Origin of the sequence: Actinomadura rubrobrunea NBRC 15275 (assembly GCF_001552235.1) — a bacterium.
In the GTDB taxonomy this organism is placed as follows: Bacteria; Actinomycetota; Actinomycetes; order Streptosporangiales; family Streptosporangiaceae; genus Spirillospora; species Spirillospora viridilutea.
Window position 1 is genome coordinate 60,821 of record NZ_BCQU01000011.1, and the last position, 19,292, is coordinate 80,112.

Consider the following 19,292-nt stretch of genomic DNA (forward strand, 5'->3'; position numbering starts at 1 on the left):
GTCACCAGGGCTCAGGACGTCACCAGGGCTCAGAACGTCACCAGCGGGTCGCCCACGAAGTCGGCGACGAAGTTGACGAAGAAGAACCCGAAGAACAGGAAGTTCAGCACCAGGACCGCGTAGTGCCACGGGCGGGGACGCGCCGCCCGCGGCAGCCGCGAGTTCAGGTACATCAGCAGGAACGGGTAGATCAGCGCGCCCAGGTTGGACATGTTGGCCGACCACTGCACCAGGCTGACCGGCAGCGCCAGATGCAGGACGACCGCGATGACCACCAGCAGCACCAGCATGAACGGGTAGTACAGGCGGCGCGGATCGCCCTCGAGCAGGGCGCGCAGACGGGGACTGGTGGCGTGCGCGGCGTCGGTGGTGACCCGCACCATCGCCTCGAAGATCCCCAGCTGGGTGGTGAACAGCACCAGCACGCCCAGCAGCAGCGCCAGGTAGAACAGCCACCGGCCGTATTCGGCGTCCAGGGCGGAGGCCACGAACGTGGGCACGTCGGCCTGCGTGGGCTTGGCGCCGCTCAGTTCGACGGCGCGGGCCATGAGGATCGTCGGCAGCAGCATGCCGAGCATCGCGCCGACGAAGAACACGCCCCACATGTCGGCCAGCAGCAGCCGGTACCAGCGGCGCCACAGGGCGGCGTTCTCGGCGTCGTCGGGGAAGGTCACGCCGCTGGGCAGGAGCTTGACGCGTTCGCCGCGCAGTCCGGCGATGAACCCGGCGCGGTGGCCCATGCCGTAGCCCTTGTCCCGGTAGTGGCCCATGACGTACCAGTTCAGCCCGGACGCCAGCGCGGTGAACCCGGCCAGCCCGCCGATCTCGGTGGCGGTGATGCCGTCGGGCGGCGCGGCCGGGGTGACGAACCCCTTGACGCCGTCCCACCACAGGCCGAACGGCACCACGAACAGGCACAGCAGCAGCAGGCCGATCAGGATGGCCCCGATCATGGCCCAGTTGGCCAGCTCCAGCGCCCGGGAGACGCGCCGCGCCCCGGCGGCGATGAGGAAGACGACCACCAGCAGCGCGATCGCCCACAGCCGCGGCTCCTCGGCGTCCTTTCCCGGCACCTCGCCGTGGACGAGGGCGTACATGCCCTGCCCGGCGGACGCGGCCCATCCTCCGGCGATGAACGCGAAGATCACCACCAGGACCGACAGCGGCACCCACAGGATCCAGCCGGGTGGCACGCGGCCCCAGCCGACCACCGGCGCCTCCCCGGTCGCCATGACGTACCGGGCGCACTCGATGTTGTAGAGGGTCTGCAGCGCCGCGGACACGACGATGATCCAGCCGACGCCCTCGAACCCGTACTGCCCGACGGCCTGCGGGCCGAGCAGCCATTCCCCGCTGCCGATCGAGATGCCGAGCGCGATGAGGCTCGGCCCGAGCGCGTAGCGGAACAGCTCGCGGGGGCCGATGCGGCGCACCCGGAAGACCTCTTCGGGCGTCGGCAGGTCGGTGACCGCCAGGTCGGGCCGGCTGACGCCGAGCGGGCGGGCGGCGGATCGGGCGTCGGGGGCGGGGGTGGGATCGGCCATACGGATCTCCCGGCGGACGCGCCCCCGACTTCCTCGGTCGCCTGCATGATCCGTCACCGGAGCGGCGCCGACAACCCCCGAAGCAACCGTTTTCCGCATCCGGCCGCGCCCGCCGGTTCACGAGCCGGGCGCGGCGGGGTCGGCGCGGGGCTCGCCGCAGGAGGCGGCGACCACGCGCCCGGGCGTGAACGGCTGCACGCGGACCTGCACCTCACCGCAGGCGCAGCGGGTGTAGGTGACCACTCCCTCGGAGGTCAGGTGCCGTGACAGCACCTCGTAGATGTCACTGTCCGGCCAGCCACAGCGCGGGCACTCGTCCACGGCACTCCCGTCCGTCTCGTCCCCCTCGGATGCTCGTAAGGGTTATAACTAATATGTCGTTTACAGGATGGCATGGGAGCGGGGAACGGGGCAACGATGCGGATCACCGGTTACAAGAGCCACGGGGTCGCCGCCGCCGTGGCCCTGGTGAACGCGGTCACCACACGGGACGGCGACGACAGCGAGGACGGGCTGCGGGAGGTGCTGCGCGCCAACGGGTTCTTCTGGCAGCAGTTCGAGCCGCGCGACGCCGAGCCGTTCCGCCGCTGGGGGCGCACGCTGCGGCCGTTCTTCGAGGCCACCGAGCTCGACGAGGCCGTCGCGCTGCTCAACGAGCTCATGATGGAGGTGCCCATGCACCCCCACCTGGCCGACCACGAACCGCACGGCCTGCACATCCACTACGCCCCGCCGTCGGCGCGCCTGCCGCACCGCTTCCGCGCGACGACGCTGATGAACCTCTCCGAGCTGGTGGTCGAGCACGGCCTCAGCCGGACGGGCGTGTGCGCCGCGCCCGGCTGCGACCGCGTCTACGCCGACACCTCGCGCGCCGGCCGGCGCCGCTTCTGCTCGGACGCCTGCGCCAACCGCACCAACGTCGCCGCCTTCCGCGCCCGCCGCCGCGCCTCCCGCGACGCCGACGCCGCCGCCGAAGCCGAAGCCCGGTCCGGCGCCGCCCGGCCGTCGAGCGAGAACGCCGGTCACTGAGCGAACAACGTCGTCCGGCGTCCACGCGCCCGGACAGCGCGCGACGCCCCGTCCGTCATGAAGGCCGAGCGGGGGCGCCGGCCGAGACGGATCAGTGAGCGCCGCCGTCCCGGGCGGTGGACGCGTCACGAGGGATCGCCGGGCCGCGAGGCGGAATCTCGTCCGCGGCCGCCGGGTCGATGCGGTCCAGCGCGCCGGACGCGGCCGCCCGCGCCAGGTCGACCATGGACAGGTAGGCCGTGTGGACCTGGAAGTGCTCGCGCTCGGGCGGCAGGGCGCTCAGCTCGACCAGCAGGGAGGCGCTGCCCAGCAGGCCGTAGGCGTTGCGCGCGATGCCCTGGTAGGTGCCGCCCGGGTACTGCGACACCACGGCGCCCGCGCGGGTGAACGCGTCGTGCACGCGCACTCCGACCTGCTTGGAGCGGCGCAGCGCGTCGGCGGACACCGCCGGGTGGTTCGGCCACATGATCGAGGTGGTGATCTCGCGGCCGTCCGGCGGCGGGAAGGCGTACCGGCCCTGCATGTGGTAGTCCACCATGATCGACGGGCGGAACGCGGCGTGGGTCCGCCGGATCACCGCGGCCTCGGTCGCCGGGATGTCGTCGGGCGCGACGGCCGGGTCGTGGTAGCGGTTGATGTCGTAGCCCTTGCCCGGCTCGCCGTACTCGGGTTCGGCGTCAGGGTCGTAGTTGTAGCGCCACTGGTGCTCGTGGCCGTCCGGGTTGGCGCGCACCACGATCCCCAACGTGACCTTGGAGCGGACGGCGCGCGCGACCGGGTCGTCGGCCAGGCCGAGGCGGCGCAGCGCGTGCAGGGCGCTCTCGGTGCCCAGCGGCTCGTCGCCGTGCTGCTGCGTCACGTACATCACGCGCTTGGGGCCGGTTCCGAGCGTGGCGAACCAGATGGGGCGCCCCTCGTTGGACGTGCCGACGCTGCGGACGGCGACCCGCCCGCGGGAGGCCCGTGCGATCTGCTTGAGGGCGTGCGCCAGCTCCGCGTTGGTGTGCAGACGGACGCCGCCCCGCTGCGCCTGCGGCGCGGCGACGGCCTGCTGGACCGCGACCTGCGCGGCGGCGGAGGACGTGGCGTCGGCCGGAGCGGCCAATCCCCCCGCGGCGAGCGCGAGGGCGGCCAGGCCGACGGCTCCGGTACGGGCACTCAGACGCGTCACGTGGGTTTCCTCCAAGGTGGCGGCGATGTGGCCCTCGCGGCGCCCAGGCGCCCTGGGTCGCCGCGCGTGGCGCCCTCAGCGGAAGGTGGGCTTGAGGACGTCGATGCCGCGGGCGTGGTCGGCCACGTACACGTAGCCGCCGTGGTAGTAGGCCGCCCAGGCGCGGGCGTCGGCGGGCCGGTAGTAGGCGATCTGACGCGGGTTCGTGGGGTCGCGCACGTCGATGAACCGGGTGCCCTGGGCGTAGAAGGCCTGCGCCAGCACGCCGTCCTTCACGTCGAAGTAGTGGGCCGAGCAGTCGTCGGTGTCAGTGCGGCTGCCCTCCTGGCCCGCCACGCCCCAGGTGCCGAGGGTCTGCAGCCGGAACGGCTTTTCGGGAGTCGAGCGCCAGCCCTGGCCGCCGTACGACCCCTTCAGGGAGGCCAGGACGAGCAGCCCGTCGTTGGCGCAGCCGTCGTTGAAGGTCTCCTCGGTGACGATCAGCACCTGGCCTTCGCCCCACTTGCGGGGGTCGGGCCCCTGGTCCCTGGTGCGTCCCACGGCGCGGTAGCTGTTGTGCATGAACGAGGAGTTGGTGGTGGCCTCGTCCAGCCCGCCGCCCGCGTACGGCACCGGGTCCCAGGCGGTGGCGGTGCGGAAGCGCTTCTTGACCGGATCCCAGTGCCGTCCCCGCGTGTAGTAGCCGCGCACGCCGCCGCGGCCGGACGCCCACGCGATCCCGGCGGCGTCGACCTGGACGTCGTGGACGTAGTCGGTCTTGCCGTCGTTGCGGCCCGTGTCGATGGGCTTCTTGAACACCTTGGGCTTGCGCGGGTTGCGCACGTCCGTCACCCACACCGGCCGTCCGCCCCAGTCCTCGGGCATCCAGTCGGCCTTGGCGGGGCCGCCCGTCCACAGGTACTGGCAGTCGTTGATGCAGGACGTGGTGTGCCCGGTGGGGACGCGCTGGTAGGCGATCTGCCGCGGCTTCTCCGGCTTGGACACGTCGATGACGTACACGCCGGACTCGCCGGTGTCGGTGTTGCCGCCGAACGCCCGAGGGTCGCGGGACAGATAGATGATCTTGCGCTTGTGGTCGGCCTCGGTGTCCTCCCCCTCCCAGAAGCCGGGCAGGTCGAAGCCGCCGACCGGCTTCGGGCTGCGCGGATCGGCGCTGACGTCGTAGGCCTTCAGCCCGAACCGCCCGCTCACGTACATGATCGTGCGCTTGTGCCGGCCCGAGCCGTAGTCCATGAAGATCAGGGAGGTGGCCTCCTTGGCGTCGGGCACGTTGCCGACCCGCCGCACGCCCTTGATCGCGTCAGAGGCCGCGGCGGAGGGCGTGCCGGCCGCGTGGTCGGGGTGTCCGGCGAGGACGCGTTCCTCGCCTCGGGCCCGGGACGCGGACGCGTGCTGGTCGTCGTGCTCGGGCGGGCAGGCCCACGCCGTCCCGGCCATGGCGAGCACGGAGGCGGCCGCCGCGGCGGCGCCGACGAAGACGGGCCTGGATCGTCCGAAGTTCCGCTGAGGCCGGGTACGCATCGCGCCTCCACGCAGAGGGACGGGGAACCGAGGCAAGTGTCGGTCGCCCCGCTCGACGCCCTCAACCGGCGAGGCCCGACAAAAAACCGGTCCCGGTTCGTGAGTAGATGATCGCCGGGCAGGTGGGCGCCCGCGTCCCGGCCCGGGCGGCGGACCGCCGCGCCGCGGCCGGGGACGGCCGCGCGCCCTTCCCGTGCCGGGCGGCGGTGCCGTACGCTCACCGGCGTTCGCCCGCCATCGCGCCGGAAGGGCCGGTCGAGCTCGGGAGAGACCGCGCGAGGTCGTCGGGAGGGGCCCGTTGAGGAGCGTCACGCGCACGGCCGCGCTGGTCATCGGGGCGGTGGCGCTGCCGGCCGCGCTGGCGGTGGCCGTGCGCGCGCGGAGCGGACCGGACGACCCGCGGATCTCGGTGGGCGCGGCGCCGCCCGCCACGCTGCTGCCCGGCGACGTCCGCGACCCCGCCGGACGCATGATCGCCGGCGCGGTGTGGACCGGGCTGACCGCCTACGACGGGCGGGGCGGGACGCCGGTCGACGCCGCCGCCGAGTCGATCACGAGCCGGGACCGGCGTGTCTGGACGATCCGGCTGCGCCCCGGGCAGCGCTTCCACGACGGCTCCGCGGTGACGGCGCGGTCGTTCGTCGACGCCTGGCGGGCCGTGCTGCGCGAGGGCTGGCACGGTGCCCGCCTGCTCACCGACGTGGCCCGGGTGAAGGGCGCGGGCGGCCGGGACGACGACGTCGAAGGGCTGAAGGTGCGGGACGAGCGCACCTTCGAGGTCGCGCTCGACCGCCCGTTCAACGGGTTCCCCGCGCTGCTGGCGGACCCGGCGTTCCTGCCGCTGCCCGACGCCGTGCTGCGGTCGCGCGACTGGGCCTCCTACGCGCGCCGGCCGATCGGCAACGGCCCGTACCGCGTCCGCTCCCACGACGCCCGCGAGACGGTGCTGGAGCCGCGGGACGGCCGCGGCCCCGCGATCGTGGTGCGCGCGATGCCGGACGCCGGCGCCCAGTACCGCGCCGTGCGGGCGGGCGAGCTGGACGTGGCCACCGCCGTCCCGCCGGACAAGCACGCGTCGATGGACGCCGACTTCCGCGGCCGCCACCTGTCGGTGCCCGGCCGGACCGCGACCTACCTGGCGTTCCCGGAGTGGGAGGAGCGGTTCGCCGCCCCGGCCCTGCGGCACGCGCTGTCCATGGCGATCGACCGGCGGGCGGTGGCCGAGGGGCCGCTCGGGCACCAGGTCAGCCCCGCCGACGCGCTCGTCCCGCCGGGCATCGCGCTGGGCCGCCGCGAGGGCCAGTGCCGGGCGTGCGTGCACGACGGGGCCGCCGCGGCAGCCGCGCTCGCCGACGCGGGCGGGCTCGACGGTCCCGTCACCCTCTGGTACGAGGCGGGCGCGGGCGACGACGCGTGGGTGCGGGCCGTCGCCGACCAGTGGCGGTCGACGCTGAAGCTGGACGTGCGGCCGAAGGCGGTGCCCGCCGCCGAACTGCGCAGGGCCCTCGCCGAGCGCCGCGTCGACGGCCCGTACGCGGTGCGCTCGGCCGCGGCCTACCCCGCCCCCGCCGCCGCTCTCGCCCCGCTGCCGCGCCCCGACGACGGCCCCGCCGCGGACCTCATCGAGCAGTCCCTGCGCGCCGCCACGCCCGACGACGGCGTGATCCCGGCACGGCTGGCCGAGTCGTCCCTGCTGCGCGACATGCCGGTGATGCCGCTGTGGTGCCGGCACGACCACCTGGTCTGGTCGGAACGCGTCCGCGGTGTGACCGCCGACGCCTTCGCCGGGCTGGTGCTGCCGCGTCTCAGGGCGACGGACTGACCTCCGTCAGCGCGGACCACTCGGCCCGCACCTTCGCCGACTCCTCCTCGCGGCCGAGGACGGCCAGCCCGCGCCACAGGCGGCCCAGCACTTCGCCGAGCCGTTCCCGGTGGAAGGCGGAACCGCCCTCGGCGGGCGGACGGTACAGATCGGCGGCCTCGGCGAGCGCGGCCACGGCGTCGGTGTCCCGGTCCAGCTGGATCAGGCACACGGCGAGATCGCGCAGGTAGGACGCCAGCTCGTCGCGGACCTCGGGGTCGGCGGCGTCGCGGCGCCGGCTCCGCCGCACCGCCTCCTCGAAATACGGCACGGCCTCCGCGTCGCGGTGCAGCATCGACAGGGCCACGCCCAGCCGGTTGGCGGCGAGGGGCAGGTTGGCGGCGATGTCGGGGTGTCCGGGGTCGTCGGCGTGGCTCCGGTAGACCTCGACCGCCTGCCGGAGATGGCGGGCCGCGTCCTCCAGTCGGTCGCGGGCCAGCAGCCGAAGGCCGACGTCCAAGGCGGCGTCGCCGAGCGAGACGGCCTCGCGCCCGTCCGGGCGCTTCATCACCCGGGCGTCGGCGACGGCGCTCTCCCCCACCGCGATGCTCTCCTCGCCGCGTCCGGCCTCCTCCAGGAGCCGGGCCAGCAGCAGCTCGGCGGACACGAGCCGCTCGGCCCTCGCGATGTCGTCCGCCGTCGGCGGTTCGGCGGGCCGCGGCGACTCGTCGCGGGCGGCGGTCGCGGCGGCGATGGCGCCGTCGAGGTCGCCGTCCGCCCGCAGCCGCCGCGCCAGCCGCCGCAGCGCCCCGAGCCGGTATCCGAGCAGCGACTCGGGCGTGCCGGCGGCCGCCTCCTCGGGGCGGTAGTCGGCGGTGCGCGCGACGATCTCCTTCAGCAGCGGCACGGTCTCCTCGGCCCGTCCGGACGCGGCCAGCCGGCCCTCCAGGTTGAGCAGCGCGACGACCAGCACGACGCGGTACCGCACCGGGTCGCGGTCGAACAGCCGCCGCGCGGCGGGCACGGCCCGCCGCAGGTCGGCGACCGCCTCGTCCAGACGGCCCGCCGCGGCCAGCTCCTGGGATCCGTTCACCAACGCGGCGACGGCGTCGGCATCCAGCTCGCCCTGCTCGGACGCGACGGCTCGGGACTCATCGGGCAACGCGGAACCTCCTCGGAACGATCGGGGAAAGATGATCTTTGAGTCCGACGAGGGCGCCGCGCGGCCGGTTCCCCGGGGCGCGGCCCGCCGCGCGCGGTCAGGCCAGCGCGGCGAGGCGGTGCGCCAGCGCGGTGTGGCGGCGTCCGGCGCCCGGGGTGCGGACGGCGGCGGCCAGCGCGCGGCGCGAGCCCACCAGCACCACCAGCTTCTTGGCGCGGGTGATGCCGGTGTAGAGGAGGTTGCGGCGCAGCATCATCCACGCGCCGGTGGTCAGCGGGATCACCACGGCCGGGTACTCGCTGCCCTGGGAGCGGTGGATGGTGATCGCGTATGCGTGGGTGATCTCGTCCAGCTCGTCGAAGCCGTACTCGATGTCCTCGTCCTCGTCGGTCCGGACGGTCAGGGTGTGCTCCTCCGGCGAGACCTTGGTGACGACGCCGACGGTGCCGTTGAACACCCCCGCCTCGCCCTTGTCGTAGTTGTTGCGCAGCTGCGTGACCTTGTCGCCGGGCCGGTACACGCGGCCGCCGTAGCGGCGCTCGGGCTGCCCCTCCCGGTGCGGCGTGAGGGCCTCCTGCAGCAGCGTGTTGAGGGTTCCGGCGCCCGCCGCGCCCCGGTGCATCGGCGTGAGCACCTGGACGTCGCGGCGCGGGTCGAGGCCGAACTTGCGCGGGATGCGGTTGGCCACCACGTCCACGGTCAGTTCGGCGGTCTCCTCCGGGTCGTCGCACGGGAACAGGAAGAAGTCGGGGTAGCCGCGGGTGTGCGGCGGCTCCCCCGCGTTGACGCGGTGGGCGTTGACGACGATCCCGGACTGCTGCGCCTGCCGGAAGATCCGGGTGAGCCGCACCCGCGGGATCACCTCGGCGTTCAGCAGGTCGGCCAGCACCTCGCCGGCGCCCACCGACGGCAGCTGGTCGACGTCGCCGACCAGCAGCAGATGGGCGCCGCGGGGGATCGCCCTGACCAGCTTGTTGGCCAGGATCAGGTCGACCATGGAGCTCTCGTCGACCACGACCAGGTCGGCGTCCAGCGGGTTGTCGAGGTCGTACTTCGGGTCCCCGCCGGGCTGCAGCTGCAGCAGCCGGTGCACGGTGGCGGCCTCGTGCCCGGTGAGCTCGGCCAGCCGCTTGGCGGCCCGTCCGGTCGGCGCCACCAGCACGATCCGGGCCTTCTTGGCGGCGGCCAGCTCGACGATCGACCGCACCGTGAAGCTCTTGCCGCAGCCGGGCCCGCCGGTCAGCACCGCGACCTTGGAGGTGAGCGCGAGCCGCACCGCCTCCTCCTGTTCGGGCGCCAGGTCGGCGCCGGTGCGCCGCCGCAGCCAGGCCAGCGCCCTGTCCCAGTCGACGTCGGCGAACGCGTTGAGCCGGTCGTGCGGGGCGTCGAGCAGCTCGCGCAGCCCCCGCGCCAGCGACCGCTCGGCCCGGTGGAACGGCGGCAGGTACACGGCCGGGACGGTCCCCGCGCCCTCCGCCGTCCCCGGCACCGGCTCGCGGACCACGCCCTCCTCCTCGGCGGCCAGCTCGTCCAGCGCCGGGCCGATCAGCTCGCGCGGCACGCCCAGGATCTTCTCGGCGGCGGTGACCAGGTTCGGCTCGGGCAGGTAGACGTGCCCGTCGTCGGCGGCCTCCGACAGGGTGTACCGCAGCCCCGCCTTGATCCGCTCGGGGCTGTCGTGCGGGATGCCGACCGCCTGGGCGATGGTGTCGGCGGTCTTGAAGCCGATGCCCCACACGTCGGCGGCCAGCCGGTACGGCTCGCGGCGCACCGTGTCGATGGCCGCGTCGCCGTACTGCTTGTAGATCCGCACCGCCAGCGACGTGGACACCCCGACGCCCTGCAGGAAGACCATGACCTCCTTGATGGCCTTCTGCTCCTCCCAGGCGTCGGCGATCCGCTTCATGCGCTTGGGGCCGAGCCCGGGCACCTCGACCAGCCGGTCCGGCTCCTCCTCGATGATCCGCAGGATGTCGGTGCCGAAGTGCTCCACCATCCGGTCGGCCATCACCGGGCCGATGCCCTTGATCATCCCGGAGCCCAGGTACCGGCGGATGCCCTGGACGGTGGCGGGCAGCACGGTGGTGTACGACTCGACCTCGAACTGCCGCCCGTACTTGGGATGCGAGCGCCACCGGCCGGTCAGCCGCAGGCTCTCCCCCACCTGCGCGCCGAGCAGCGCGCCGACCACGGTCAGCAGCTCGTCGCCGGACTTCTCCGTGGCGACGCGCGCGACCGTGTACCCGGTCTCCTCGTTGGCGTAGGTGATCCGTTCGAGGACGGCCTCCAGCACCACCGGGCCGGGCCCCTTGCCGGCGTGCCGCTGGGAGGCCGACGCACTGCTCATCACGGATCACATGATGTCGGATGCGCCGCCGCTCTCGTCACCGAAAGGGCGGGGTCGGCGCCCGAGGACGCTCGCCGGTTCGCGGAACGCTTCCGATCGGCACCGGATCGGCCTGCGCCACGGGCGTCGCGGGCGGCTTCGCCGCTTCGGATGCGAGATCATCCCATGGAACGATGAAGTGCCCGCCCCCCACAGCCGGAACCTGGAGCCATGCAGCCGTCCCGAGACCACCCCGACAAGATCGGCCCGTACCAGGTGCTCGGACGGCTCGGCGAGGGCGGCATGGGCCAGGTGTACCTGGCCGCGTCGCCGAGCCGGCGGCTCGTCGCTCTGAAGGTGATCCGGCCGGAGCTGCTGGACGATCCGCACTGGCGGGAGCGGTTCCGCCGAGAGGTCGCCTCGGCCCGCTCGGTGAGCGGCTTCTACACCGCCCCTGTGGTGGACGCCGACCCCGACGCCGAACTGCCCTGGCTGGCCACGCAGTACATCCGCGGGGTGAGCCTGGCCGCGGCGGTGCGGGAGAAGGGCCCGCTGCCCGAGCAGGCCGTGTGCCGTCTGGGGGCCGGGCTCGCCGAGGCGCTCATCGCCATCCACCGGGCGGGGATCGTCCATCGGGACCTCAAGCCGTCCAACGTGCTGCTGGCCGCCGACGGCCCCCGGGTGATCGACTTCGGCATCGCCCGGCCGCTGGACGCCCTTCCGCTGTCGCGGTCGGCGATCGTGGGCACGCCGGAGTACATGTCCCCCGAGCAGGCCCTCGCCGAGACCGTCACACCCGCCAGCGACGTGTTCTCCCTGGGCTCGACCCTGGTGTACGCGGCGACCGGCAAGGCCCCGTTCGGCACCGGTCACAAGGTCCGCGCCCGCATCGTCCACCGCGAGCCCGACCTGACCGGCCTTCCCGACCCGCTGCGCGGCCTGGTCACCCTGTGCCTGGCCAAGGCCCCCGGCGAGCGGCCGACCCCGGAGCAGGTGCTCACGGCGTTGTCCACGCTGCTCGACGCCCACTACGGCGAGGAGTGGCCGCCCGCGGACGTCGAGGAACTGATCGGCGCCCAGGAGCGCACCCTCGTCCAGATGACGGCCGTCTACGAGCAGTCGACGGCGCCCGGACCGCCGCCGGAACCCCCCGACCGCCGACACGACCGGCGGAGTCGCCCATCACGGTAGGTTTCGGATTTTCCACAACAAGACCACCCAGCCCGCAGCAAGACCCATGTGATCACCTGGATACGATGAAACCCGGAGCGTCTACGCAGGTGTGGACAGCAGTTGGGAGCGAGTGCATGTCGGATTTCGAGCTCAACCACACGGGCGGGCGGCTGCCCCTCGAGGTGACGCAGGCCACCGAGGGACCCTCGGGCCTGAGCATCAACCGGCTCCTCAAAGAGACCGGCCACGTCACCCTCGACCCGGGGTTCACCAACACCGCGTCCACCACCTCCGCGATCACCTATATCGACGGCGAGGCGGGCATCCTCCGGTACCGCGGCTACCCGATCGAAGAGCTCGCCGAGCGGTCGTCCTTCCTTGAAGTCGCCTACCTGCTGATCTACGGCGAGCTGCCGACGGCCGACCAGCTCGACCGCTTCACCGACCGGGTGCGACGGCACACGCTCCTGGACGAGAAGTTCCGCAACTTCTTCACGGTGTTCCCCCGCCAGGCCCACCCCATGGCGGTGCTGTCCTCGGCGGTCAGCGCGCTGTCCACCTTCTACCAGGACAACCTGGACCCCTTCGACGAGGAGCAGGTCGACCTGTCCAGCATCCGGCTGATCGCCAAGCTGCCGACGATCGCCGCGTACGCCTACAAGACCTCCGTCGGGCAGCCGCTGCTCTACCCCGACAACTCCCTGGGGTACGTCGAGAACTTCCTGCGGATGACGTTCGGCCTGCCCACCGAGCCGTACGAGGTCGACCCCGAGATCGTGCGGATCCTGGACATGCTGTTCATCCTGCACGCCGACCACGAGCAGAACTGCTCGACCTCCACGGTGCGGCTCGTCGGCTCCAGCCACGCCAACCTGTTCTCCTCCGTCTCCGCGGGCGTGGACGCTCTGTTCGGCCCCCTGCACGGCGGCGCCAACCAGGCCGTCCTGGAGATGCTCGAACGCATCCACGCCGAGGGCGGCAACGTCGAAGACTTCGTCCGGCGCGTCAAGAACAAGGAGCCCGGCCTCAAGCTCATGGGCTTCGGCCACCGCGTCTACCGCAACTACGACCCGCGCGCCGCCGTGGTCAAGAAGGCCACCCGCAAGGTGCTGGACATCCTCGGCAAGAGCGACCCCCTCCTGGACCTGGCCATGCGCCTGGAGGAGGTCGCGCTCAACGACGACTACTTCATCGAGCGCAAGCTCTACCCGAACGTCGACTTCTACACCGGCGTCATCTACAAGGCCATGGGCTTCCCCACGAACGCCTTCACGGTGCTGTTCGCGCTGGGCCGGCTGCCCGGCTGGATCGCCCAGTGGCGCGAGATGATCAACGACCCGGCGACCAAGATCGGCCGGCCTCGCCAGGTCTACGTCGGTCCGGGCGAGCGCCACTACGTCGACATCTCCGAGCGCTGACGTCCCGTGCCGCGCCGGGGACAGCAGCGTCCCCGGCGCGGCACACGGGTGTCACCCGGCGGCAGCAGCCGCCGCGCGCATTCCGCGCCTGACGCAGACACTCGGCGGTGCGTGGGCGCACCCCATGCGTTATCCACAGAACGGTCTTCTACTTCTGTGAGGGGCCCGCGGCGGCCGACCCTGGACGGCGAACGCACGCCACCAGGAGGCCGCACATGCCGCACACGATCGACATCACCGTTCCCGAGACGGTCACCGCGACCTTCGTCGTCGCCGCCGACCAGGCTGATCCCCCGCTCGAATTCGAAGGCCTGCCCGAACCGTTCGCGGCAGAGGCGGCCGAGCGGCTCGGCACGCCCGCCTTGACGGTGACCGCGTACCGCGCCTGCGACTCGCCGTGGGATCTGCACCGCCCCCTTCACGCACCCGACGAGGACGAGCCGGAAACGGCGCGCAGGGCCGCGCACCACATCGGTGTCACCGCCGCCGTCCCCGTCCACGACCTGCCGTTCGGCCTGCAGCTCGCCCGCGCCGTCACCGGAGCGGTCGCTGACGACGTGGACGGCATCCCGATCGACTACGACACCGGCCAGGTGCTGCCGTTCCGGGACGCCGAGCCGCCCGGCTTCGCCCTGGCCGACGACTGGCTGGGCGCCTGGCCGCCGCCGTCGCCCGCCGACCCTCGTTGCCCGGCCCTCGACGACGACCCCGAGGGGTGCGCGTGCCTGGAACTGACCACCCGCGGCCTGACCCGTTTCGGCCTCCCCGAGCTGCGCATGACCGCAGTCGCCTGCCGCCACGGCCTCGCCGCTCTCAACGTCCTGCGCACCACGGCCCAGCGCCTGCTCCCCCTCGGCAGAACCCCCGGCCGGCACATCATCCCCCGGCAGATGCCGCTCACCGGCGCCGATTTCGGCGCCTATTGGGGCACCGACGAAGTGATGTGGCACGGCGACCCGCTGCTCGTCCAGCTCACCCCCATCCGGCCGGACCTGCTCAGGGTCGGCCCTCCGGCCGACTGGCCCGGCTCACAGAACGATTGGCTCTGGGACGAGCTCCCACCGGTCATGTACGACCTGTGCAGTTATCCCCCTGACTCGGCCACGGCGGCCTGAACCCACGCGGTGCCGGACAAGCCGCGGAGTCAGCGCTCGGCGGCCAGCCTTACGCCGAGGCCGATGAACAGGCCGCCGGTTGCGACGTCGATCCGGCGGCGGACGGCGCGTCTGCGGCGCAGCCATCCGCCGATCCGTCCCGCCAGCACGCCGACCGTCCCGTCGACCAGGAACTCCAGCGCGACCAGGAGCACGCCGAGGATGGCGAACTGCAGCCACACCCGGCCGAGATCCGGGTCGACGAACTGCGGAAGGAAGGCGATCGTGAACGTCACCATCTTCGGATTGAGCAGGTTCGTCAGCAGGCCGGACAGGTACGCCCGGCGGCCCGGCATCCCGCCGCGTTCGATCGGCGCGTCGTCCACGGTGGCCGCGCGGCGGCGGATCATCTGGACCCCGAGGTAGATCAGATAGGCGCCCCCGACGACGCGCACCACCGTGAAGGCGACCGGCACCGCCGCGAACAGGGCGGTCAGCCCGGCGGCCGCCACCGCCACGTGCACGGCTTCGCTCGTCGCGACACCGGCCGTCGCGAGCAGCCCCGCGCGCGGCCCGCCCCGCATCCCGCACCCCAGGACGAACAGCATGTCCGGCCCCGGCGTGATCATCGCGACGATGGTGGTGACCGTGAACGCCACGAGAAGCTGCTGGTCGATCGGCATGCGTCGATCCTCGCACACGCCCGTCGTTCGCCCGCGCCCCTCCGGACGGCGCCGTCGACCGCCCGCGTCTCCTCCTGGTCGAGCGGGGCTCGCTTCGCGCGGGAGGTCACCAGGCCCCAGGCCGTCCAGGTGTGGACCGACACCCCCACCGTCCTGCCGAGCGCGCGGCTGTGCACCCGGTGGCCGCCGCCGTCGGCGCTGTTGCCCGGCGTCTTGACGCCTACGTGCACCAGGTCGCCGGGCGCGGGGTGTTCGTAGCAGCGCACTGGCCGACCGGTGGCCCGGTCTAGGTTGGTCGGGGGGCGGGCAGCCGTAGCGGCGCGCTCGTGGGCGCCGCTGGCGACGGCCGGATCGCCGACCAGTCGGTGCGGCGGTCGATGTGCGCCCGCTTCCGCCGGTGGGCCGCCGACGGCATGTTCACGTGGATGCAGCAGGCCCCAGGCCCGCACCGACGCCGCCCCGGGGAATCGACTGGCTGGCGTCGACACGACCTAGTGGAGGGCCTTCACTGCCGCGCTTGGGCCCGCATCAGCAGTCGACAGGTGGTCACCGCCGAAGGACGGCCCCAGTTCCTTCGCTGCCGTCCTTGGCGGAATCGTTGCGGCGGGCCACCGGCCAGTTTCATCCTCTGGCTGCACACCACGGGTCCTCAGCGACGCCCTGGCGAACGCTCGTCAGAACCGCGCGCATCACATCGACCGTCGGCAGGTAGTCACGTTCAGGCATGGTCCCGAGGCTTGGCTACTGCCCTGTGCGTAGCGGGTTTGTCGTAGTCGTTGATGTTTCTCTGGTTGTTGGCGGGTGTTGGAGGAAGCGCCAATTCTTGGGGCTAGTTGTGTACATACCTCCATGGCTTTTCGGGGTGTGGCGGTGGTGTGCTTGCGGATATGCGACAGACGACGGGGCGGACGGTGGTGCCCGCCAGGGAAGGGCGGGCGGTGCAGGTGGCCGCCGGGCAGCGGGTGCGAGTGGTCGACCTCGAAGGCGGTCAGGTGGGCGACCTGTTCGCCTTCGCCGCCGGAGACACCGGCGAGCACTTGAGCGCCTCCCATACGCGCAGCGTGACGAGCCGCCTGTTCCCGCAGGTGGGCGAGGCGTTCGTCACCAACCGGCGGCGCCCGATCCTCACGCTGGTCTCCGACACGTCGCCGGGTCGGCACGACATGCTGATCGCGGCCTGCGATCCGGCCCGCTACGAGGCGCTCGACGCGCCGGGGCATCCGTCGTGCGCGCGGAATCTGGACCTGGCGCTGGCGGAGCTGGGCCTGTCCGTCGCCACCACGCCGCAGCCGGTCAACGTGTTCATGCGGATCCCCGTGGAGGAGTCGGGCCGCCTTCGGTGGCTGCCCGCGGAGAGCCGCCCCGGGGACGCGATCACGTTCGAGGCGGTCATGGACTGCCTCGTCGTGGTGTCGGCCTGTCCGCAGGACCTGGTCGACGTCAACGCCGGCGGGCCATCGCCGCTGGCCATTGATGTGATGGATTGAAAGGCAAATGATCATGAGTGTTGTTCGGGGGCACCCGGCGCTGCAGCCGGGACGCATCGGCGGCTTGACGACGGCGAACCGGTTGGCGGTGGCGCCGATGACACGGGTGTCGGCGGCCCCGGACGGTACGCCGACGCCGGAGATGGCCGAGTACTACGCGGCGTTCGCACAGGGCGGCTTCGGGCTGGTCATCACGGAGGGGACGTACACCGACACGGCCTATAGCCAGGGGTATCTCAAACAGCCCGGCCTGGTGTCGGAGCGGCACGTGGCGGCCTGGCGCGAGGTCACCGGCAAGGTGCGTGACGCGGGGGCGCGCATCGTGGCGCAGTTGATGCACGCCGGTGCGCTGTCGCAGGGGAACCCGTACCGGGAGGAGACCGCCGGGCCGTCCGCGGTGACACCGCTCGGCGAGAAGATGCCCGAGTACGGCGGGCACGGGCCGTGGCCGACGCCCAGGGAGATGAGCGAGGCCGACATCAAGGAGGCCGTCGACGGCTTCGCCGCCGCGGCGGCGAACGCGCGAGAGGCCGGGTTCGACGGCGTGGAGATCCACGCGGCCAACGGCTATCTGCTGGACCAGTTCCTCACGGACTACACCAACCGCCGCACGGACTCCTACGGCGGTTCCGCGGCCGACCGCGTGCGGTTGACGGCGGAGGTCGTGGCGGCCGTCCGCGCCGAGGTCGGGCCGGACTGGTGCGTCGGCGTGCGGCTGTCGCAGACCAAGGTGAACGACTTCCGGTACCGCTGGCCGGGCGGTGCCAGGGACGCGGAGACGATCTTCGCGGCGCTGGCCGACGCGGGCGCGACGTACCTGCACATCGCCAGCGAGGGCCGCGACTGGATCGAGACGGCGCGGCTGGACGGCGGGGTCACCATCACCGGCCTGGCCCGGCGGGTGAGCGGCCTGCCGGTGATCGCCAACGGCGGGATGCACCGGCCGCGGCAGGCGGCCCAGGTCCTGGACGACGGCCACGCCGACTTCCTCTCCGTGGGGCGGGGTGCGCTGGCCAACCCCGACCTGCCGCGCCGCCTGGCCGAGGGCCGGGAGCTCGAGGAGTTCGACCACACGATGCTGCAGCCGATGGCGACCCTGGACAACGCCCGCCGCTGGCGTCTGGCGGCACGCGCGGGCGTGTGAGCACGGCGGCCCCGCGTCCGGCCCGGGGCTTGACTTCCAGGGCCGGACGCGGGGCCTTCCCGCCGCATGAGTCGGGCGGCGGTCACAGCATGTCGCCGGCCTCCAGCGCCAGGAACAGGTCGACGCGGTCGGCGGTGCGGGTGACATCGCGGCCCGTCAGCTCTGCGATCTTGGCCAGCCGGTTGCGCAGGGTGTTGACGTGGACGTGCAGGGCGGCCGCGCTGGCCGCCCACTGCCCGTCGTGGTCCAGGAAGGCGCGCAGGGTCGCCTCCAGCTCGCTGCCGCGTCGGGTGTCGTGCGCGCGGATCGGGCCGAGGAGGCCGTCGGCGAGCGAGCGCAGGGTGTCGGCGTCCTGCGCGCCCAGCAGCAGCCGGTAGGTGCCCAGCTCGGCGAACGCCCGGACGGCGGGGCCGGCGCCGCCGCGCCGCAGCGTCTGGCACACCTCCCGGGAACGCACGAGCGGTTCCCGCAGCCCGGTCGAGTCCATGGCGACCCCGCCGAGGCCCACGACGGGACGCCGGCCCACGAACCGTTCGGCCACGTTCGCGGCGAGCCGTTCCGCCAAGGGCGCCAGCTCCCGTTCGGAACGCCGCCACGACAGCACGGCGACGACGTCCCGTGATCCGCCCGCGACGACCGCCGGGATGCCGTCGGCCGCGAAGAACTCGCCCGCCACCTCGGCCATCCCGGGCAGGGTGGACTCCTCGTCGGCGAACGCCAGCGCCCACACGGCCAGGGGGCCGTCGGGGTCCACGCCGAACGCGCGGAGCCGTCCGGGCACCTCGGCGGCCCTGCTGCCGCCCGACAGCACCATTTCCAGCAGCTCCCCGGCGAACCGCTGCTCGATGGCCTGCACCGCCTGCTGTTTGGCGACCTCCAGGCTGAGGAAGCGGGCCGCCTGCTCCAGCGCGGCCTGTTCCGCTCGCGTCAGGTCGGCGACCGGTCGCAGGCACACCAGCGCGGCGTCGACGTCTCCGACCGCGCCCACCAGGAACAGGGCCGCCCGCCCGGCGGCGCCGAGGTCGGTTTCCAGCGGCGGGGGCCGGCGGGCCAGCGCGGCCGCCACCGTGTGGAGCTGCTCGCCGGTCAGCTCGGCCCCCGCCGAGGCCAGCGGGCGTCCCATCCGGTCCACCACCGCCAGCGGCAGTTCGTAGTCGCGCCGCAGCACCCGCAGGACGCCGGACGCGCCCGCTCCCCGGGAGATCGCGGTGGCCAGCGCGTCGCCCCGGCGGACCATGCCGACCAGGGCGCTCTGGCGTTCCTCGGTGTACAGGCCGGCGACCGCCTCGGAGATCGCGGTGAACGGCACGTCCGGTGAGATCTCCAGCAGCGGCAGGGCCGCGCCCCGGCAGGCGGCCACCAGTTCCGGCGGGGTGGCGGGCATCTCCGGCCGCAGGCCGAACACGATGCCGGCGCCTTGCGCGCGTCTGACGTTCGCGACGAATTCGGCGGCCGTGATGCTGCCGAGCCACAGCCCGTTGGTCAGCACCAGTTCCCGCGGCCGCAGGTAGCGGGACGGATCGGGCAGCTCGGTGTTGTGGACCCAGGCGACCGGCTCCTCCAGCGCCCCCTCCGAGCCGGGCACGAGCACCCGCAAGCCCAGTGAGGTGGTGCGCACGAGCGCATTCAGCGAGAACATCTTGTGAGATTATCCGACGAGTACGAGAAAAGCATGGAGGTTCCTCCACTGTCCGGCCCGTGATCGCGCTGCTTATGTGGTGCACATCACGGACGGAGGA

General features: G+C 73.1%; 15 protein-coding genes. 7 read left to right on the plus strand and 8 right to left on the minus strand.

The features are described from left to right. Positions 1-29 precede the first annotated feature (29 nt). On the minus strand, positions 30-1,544 hold the full coding sequence (locus AR3_RS05310; RefSeq protein ID WP_067909272.1) for an Nramp family divalent metal transporter: 1,515 nt from the start codon (positions 1,542-1,544) through the stop codon (positions 30-32). Positions 1,545-1,661: 117 nt separating this feature from the next. After that, a complete protein-coding gene (locus tag AR3_RS05315) occupies positions 1,662-1,817 on the minus strand; it encodes a hypothetical protein (protein ID WP_157406618.1) in 156 nt (51 codons plus the stop codon). A 144-nt stretch (positions 1,818-1,961) separates the two neighbouring features. On the opposite strand from AR3_RS05315, the gene AR3_RS05320 reads away from it, so the two are divergent. Then, complete coding sequence (locus tag AR3_RS05320; protein WP_067909278.1) at positions 1,962-2,573, plus strand: CGNR zinc finger domain-containing protein; 612 nt, start codon at positions 1,962-1,964, stop codon at positions 2,571-2,573. A 91-nt stretch (positions 2,574-2,664) separates the two neighbouring features. On the opposite strand, the gene AR3_RS05325 is transcribed toward AR3_RS05320, so the two are convergent. Further along, complete coding sequence (locus AR3_RS05325; protein ID WP_227023323.1) at positions 2,665-3,744, minus strand: M14 family zinc carboxypeptidase; 1,080 nt, start codon at positions 3,742-3,744, stop codon at positions 2,665-2,667. 75 nt (positions 3,745-3,819) lie between these two features. Beyond that, entirely contained in the window at positions 3,820-5,265 is a 1,446-nt protein-coding gene (locus tag AR3_RS05330; protein WP_067909281.1) for an LVIVD repeat-containing protein, read from the minus strand. A gap of 298 nt (positions 5,266-5,563) precedes the next feature. On the opposite strand from AR3_RS05330, the gene AR3_RS05335 reads away from it, so the two are divergent. After that, a complete protein-coding gene (locus AR3_RS05335; protein ID WP_067909284.1) occupies positions 5,564-7,087 on the plus strand; it encodes a peptide ABC transporter substrate-binding protein in 1,524 nt (507 codons plus the stop codon). Here the strand turns inward: AR3_RS05335 and AR3_RS05340 are convergent. Beyond that, positions 7,071-8,228 carry a tetratricopeptide repeat protein gene (locus tag AR3_RS05340; protein ID WP_067909288.1) on the minus strand — a complete coding sequence of 386 codons (1,158 nt, stop codon included), beginning with the start codon at positions 8,226-8,228 and terminating at the stop codon, positions 7,071-7,073. The two genes, AR3_RS05335 and AR3_RS05340, sit on opposite strands and share 17 nt — an antisense overlap. Positions 8,229-8,325: 97 nt before the next feature. Then, the gene (gene recD2, locus AR3_RS05345; protein ID WP_067909291.1) at positions 8,326-10,575 is read right to left on the minus strand and encodes an SF1B family DNA helicase RecD2; all 2,250 of its coding nucleotides are present in this window, start codon (positions 10,573-10,575) and stop codon (positions 8,326-8,328) included. 210 nt (positions 10,576-10,785) lie between these two features. Between recD2 and AR3_RS05350 the strand changes: the two genes are divergently transcribed. The 3 genes from AR3_RS05350 to AR3_RS05360 all read left to right on the plus strand — a co-directional run bounded on the left by AR3_RS05350 (position 10,786) and on the right by AR3_RS05360 (position 14,260). After that, positions 10,786-11,745, plus strand: coding sequence for a serine/threonine-protein kinase (locus AR3_RS05350; RefSeq protein ID WP_067909294.1), 960 nt, complete (start codon positions 10,786-10,788; stop codon positions 11,743-11,745). A gap of 116 nt (positions 11,746-11,861) precedes the next feature. Continuing rightward, positions 11,862-13,145, plus strand: a complete 1,284-nt coding sequence (locus tag AR3_RS05355; RefSeq protein ID WP_067909297.1) for a citrate synthase — start codon at positions 11,862-11,864, stop codon at positions 13,143-13,145. A 215-nt stretch (positions 13,146-13,360) separates the two neighbouring features. Continuing rightward, positions 13,361-14,260 (plus strand): hypothetical protein, encoded by a 900-nt coding sequence (locus AR3_RS05360; protein ID WP_067909300.1) that lies wholly within the window; start codon positions 13,361-13,363, stop codon positions 14,258-14,260. 29 nt (positions 14,261-14,289) lie between these two features. Here AR3_RS05360 and AR3_RS05365 read toward each other — a convergent pair whose 3' ends face one another. Continuing rightward, positions 14,290-14,922 (minus strand): LysE family translocator, encoded by a 633-nt coding sequence (locus tag AR3_RS05365; RefSeq protein WP_067909303.1) that lies wholly within the window; start codon positions 14,920-14,922, stop codon positions 14,290-14,292. Between the two features lie 887 nt (positions 14,923-15,809). Here AR3_RS05365 and AR3_RS05370 point away from each other — a divergent pair. Continuing rightward, a complete protein-coding gene (locus AR3_RS05370; protein ID WP_067909306.1) occupies positions 15,810-16,409 on the plus strand; it encodes a DUF1989 domain-containing protein in 600 nt (199 codons plus the stop codon). 13 nt (positions 16,410-16,422) lie between these two features. Next, positions 16,423-17,553 carry an oxidoreductase gene (locus AR3_RS05375; protein WP_106259107.1) on the plus strand — a complete coding sequence of 377 codons (1,131 nt, stop codon included), beginning with the start codon at positions 16,423-16,425 and terminating at the stop codon, positions 17,551-17,553. A gap of 82 nt (positions 17,554-17,635) precedes the next feature. Here the strand turns inward: AR3_RS05375 and AR3_RS05380 are convergent, their stop codons facing one another. Next, positions 17,636-19,192: a PucR family transcriptional regulator gene (locus AR3_RS05380; RefSeq protein ID WP_067909311.1), complete on the minus strand. Its 1,557-nt coding sequence runs from the start codon at positions 19,190-19,192 to the stop codon at positions 17,636-17,638. Positions 19,193-19,292: the final 100 nt, after the last annotated feature.

Bases quoted from the DNA above. Each gene is read 5' to 3' on its own strand.
- AR3_RS05365 (WP_067909303.1), bottom strand. From the start codon at position 14,922: ATGCCGATCGACCAGCAGCTTCTCGTGGCGTTCACGGTCACCACCATC.
- AR3_RS05380 (WP_067909311.1), bottom strand. From the start codon at position 19,192: ATGTTCTCGCTGAATGCGCTCGTGCGCACCACCTCACTGGGCTTGCGG.
- AR3_RS05375 (WP_106259107.1), top strand. From the start codon at position 16,423: ATGAGTGTTGTTCGGGGGCACCCGGCGCTGCAGCCGGGACGCATCGGC.
- recD2 (WP_067909291.1), bottom strand. From the start codon at position 10,575: ATGAGCAGTGCGTCGGCCTCCCAGCGGCACGCCGGCAAGGGGCCCGGC.
- AR3_RS05355 (WP_067909297.1), top strand. From the start codon at position 11,862: ATGTCGGATTTCGAGCTCAACCACACGGGCGGGCGGCTGCCCCTCGAG.
- AR3_RS05320 (WP_067909278.1), top strand. From the start codon at position 1,962: ATGCGGATCACCGGTTACAAGAGCCACGGGGTCGCCGCCGCCGTGGCC.
- AR3_RS05350 (WP_067909294.1), top strand. From the start codon at position 10,786: ATGCAGCCGTCCCGAGACCACCCCGACAAGATCGGCCCGTACCAGGTG.
- AR3_RS05330 (WP_067909281.1), bottom strand. From the start codon at position 5,265: ATGCGTACCCGGCCTCAGCGGAACTTCGGACGATCCAGGCCCGTCTTC.
- AR3_RS05370 (WP_067909306.1), top strand. From the start codon at position 15,810: ATGCGACAGACGACGGGGCGGACGGTGGTGCCCGCCAGGGAAGGGCGG.
- AR3_RS05310 (WP_067909272.1), bottom strand. From the start codon at position 1,544: ATGGCCGATCCCACCCCCGCCCCCGACGCCCGATCCGCCGCCCGCCCG.
- AR3_RS05360 (WP_067909300.1), top strand. From the start codon at position 13,361: ATGCCGCACACGATCGACATCACCGTTCCCGAGACGGTCACCGCGACC.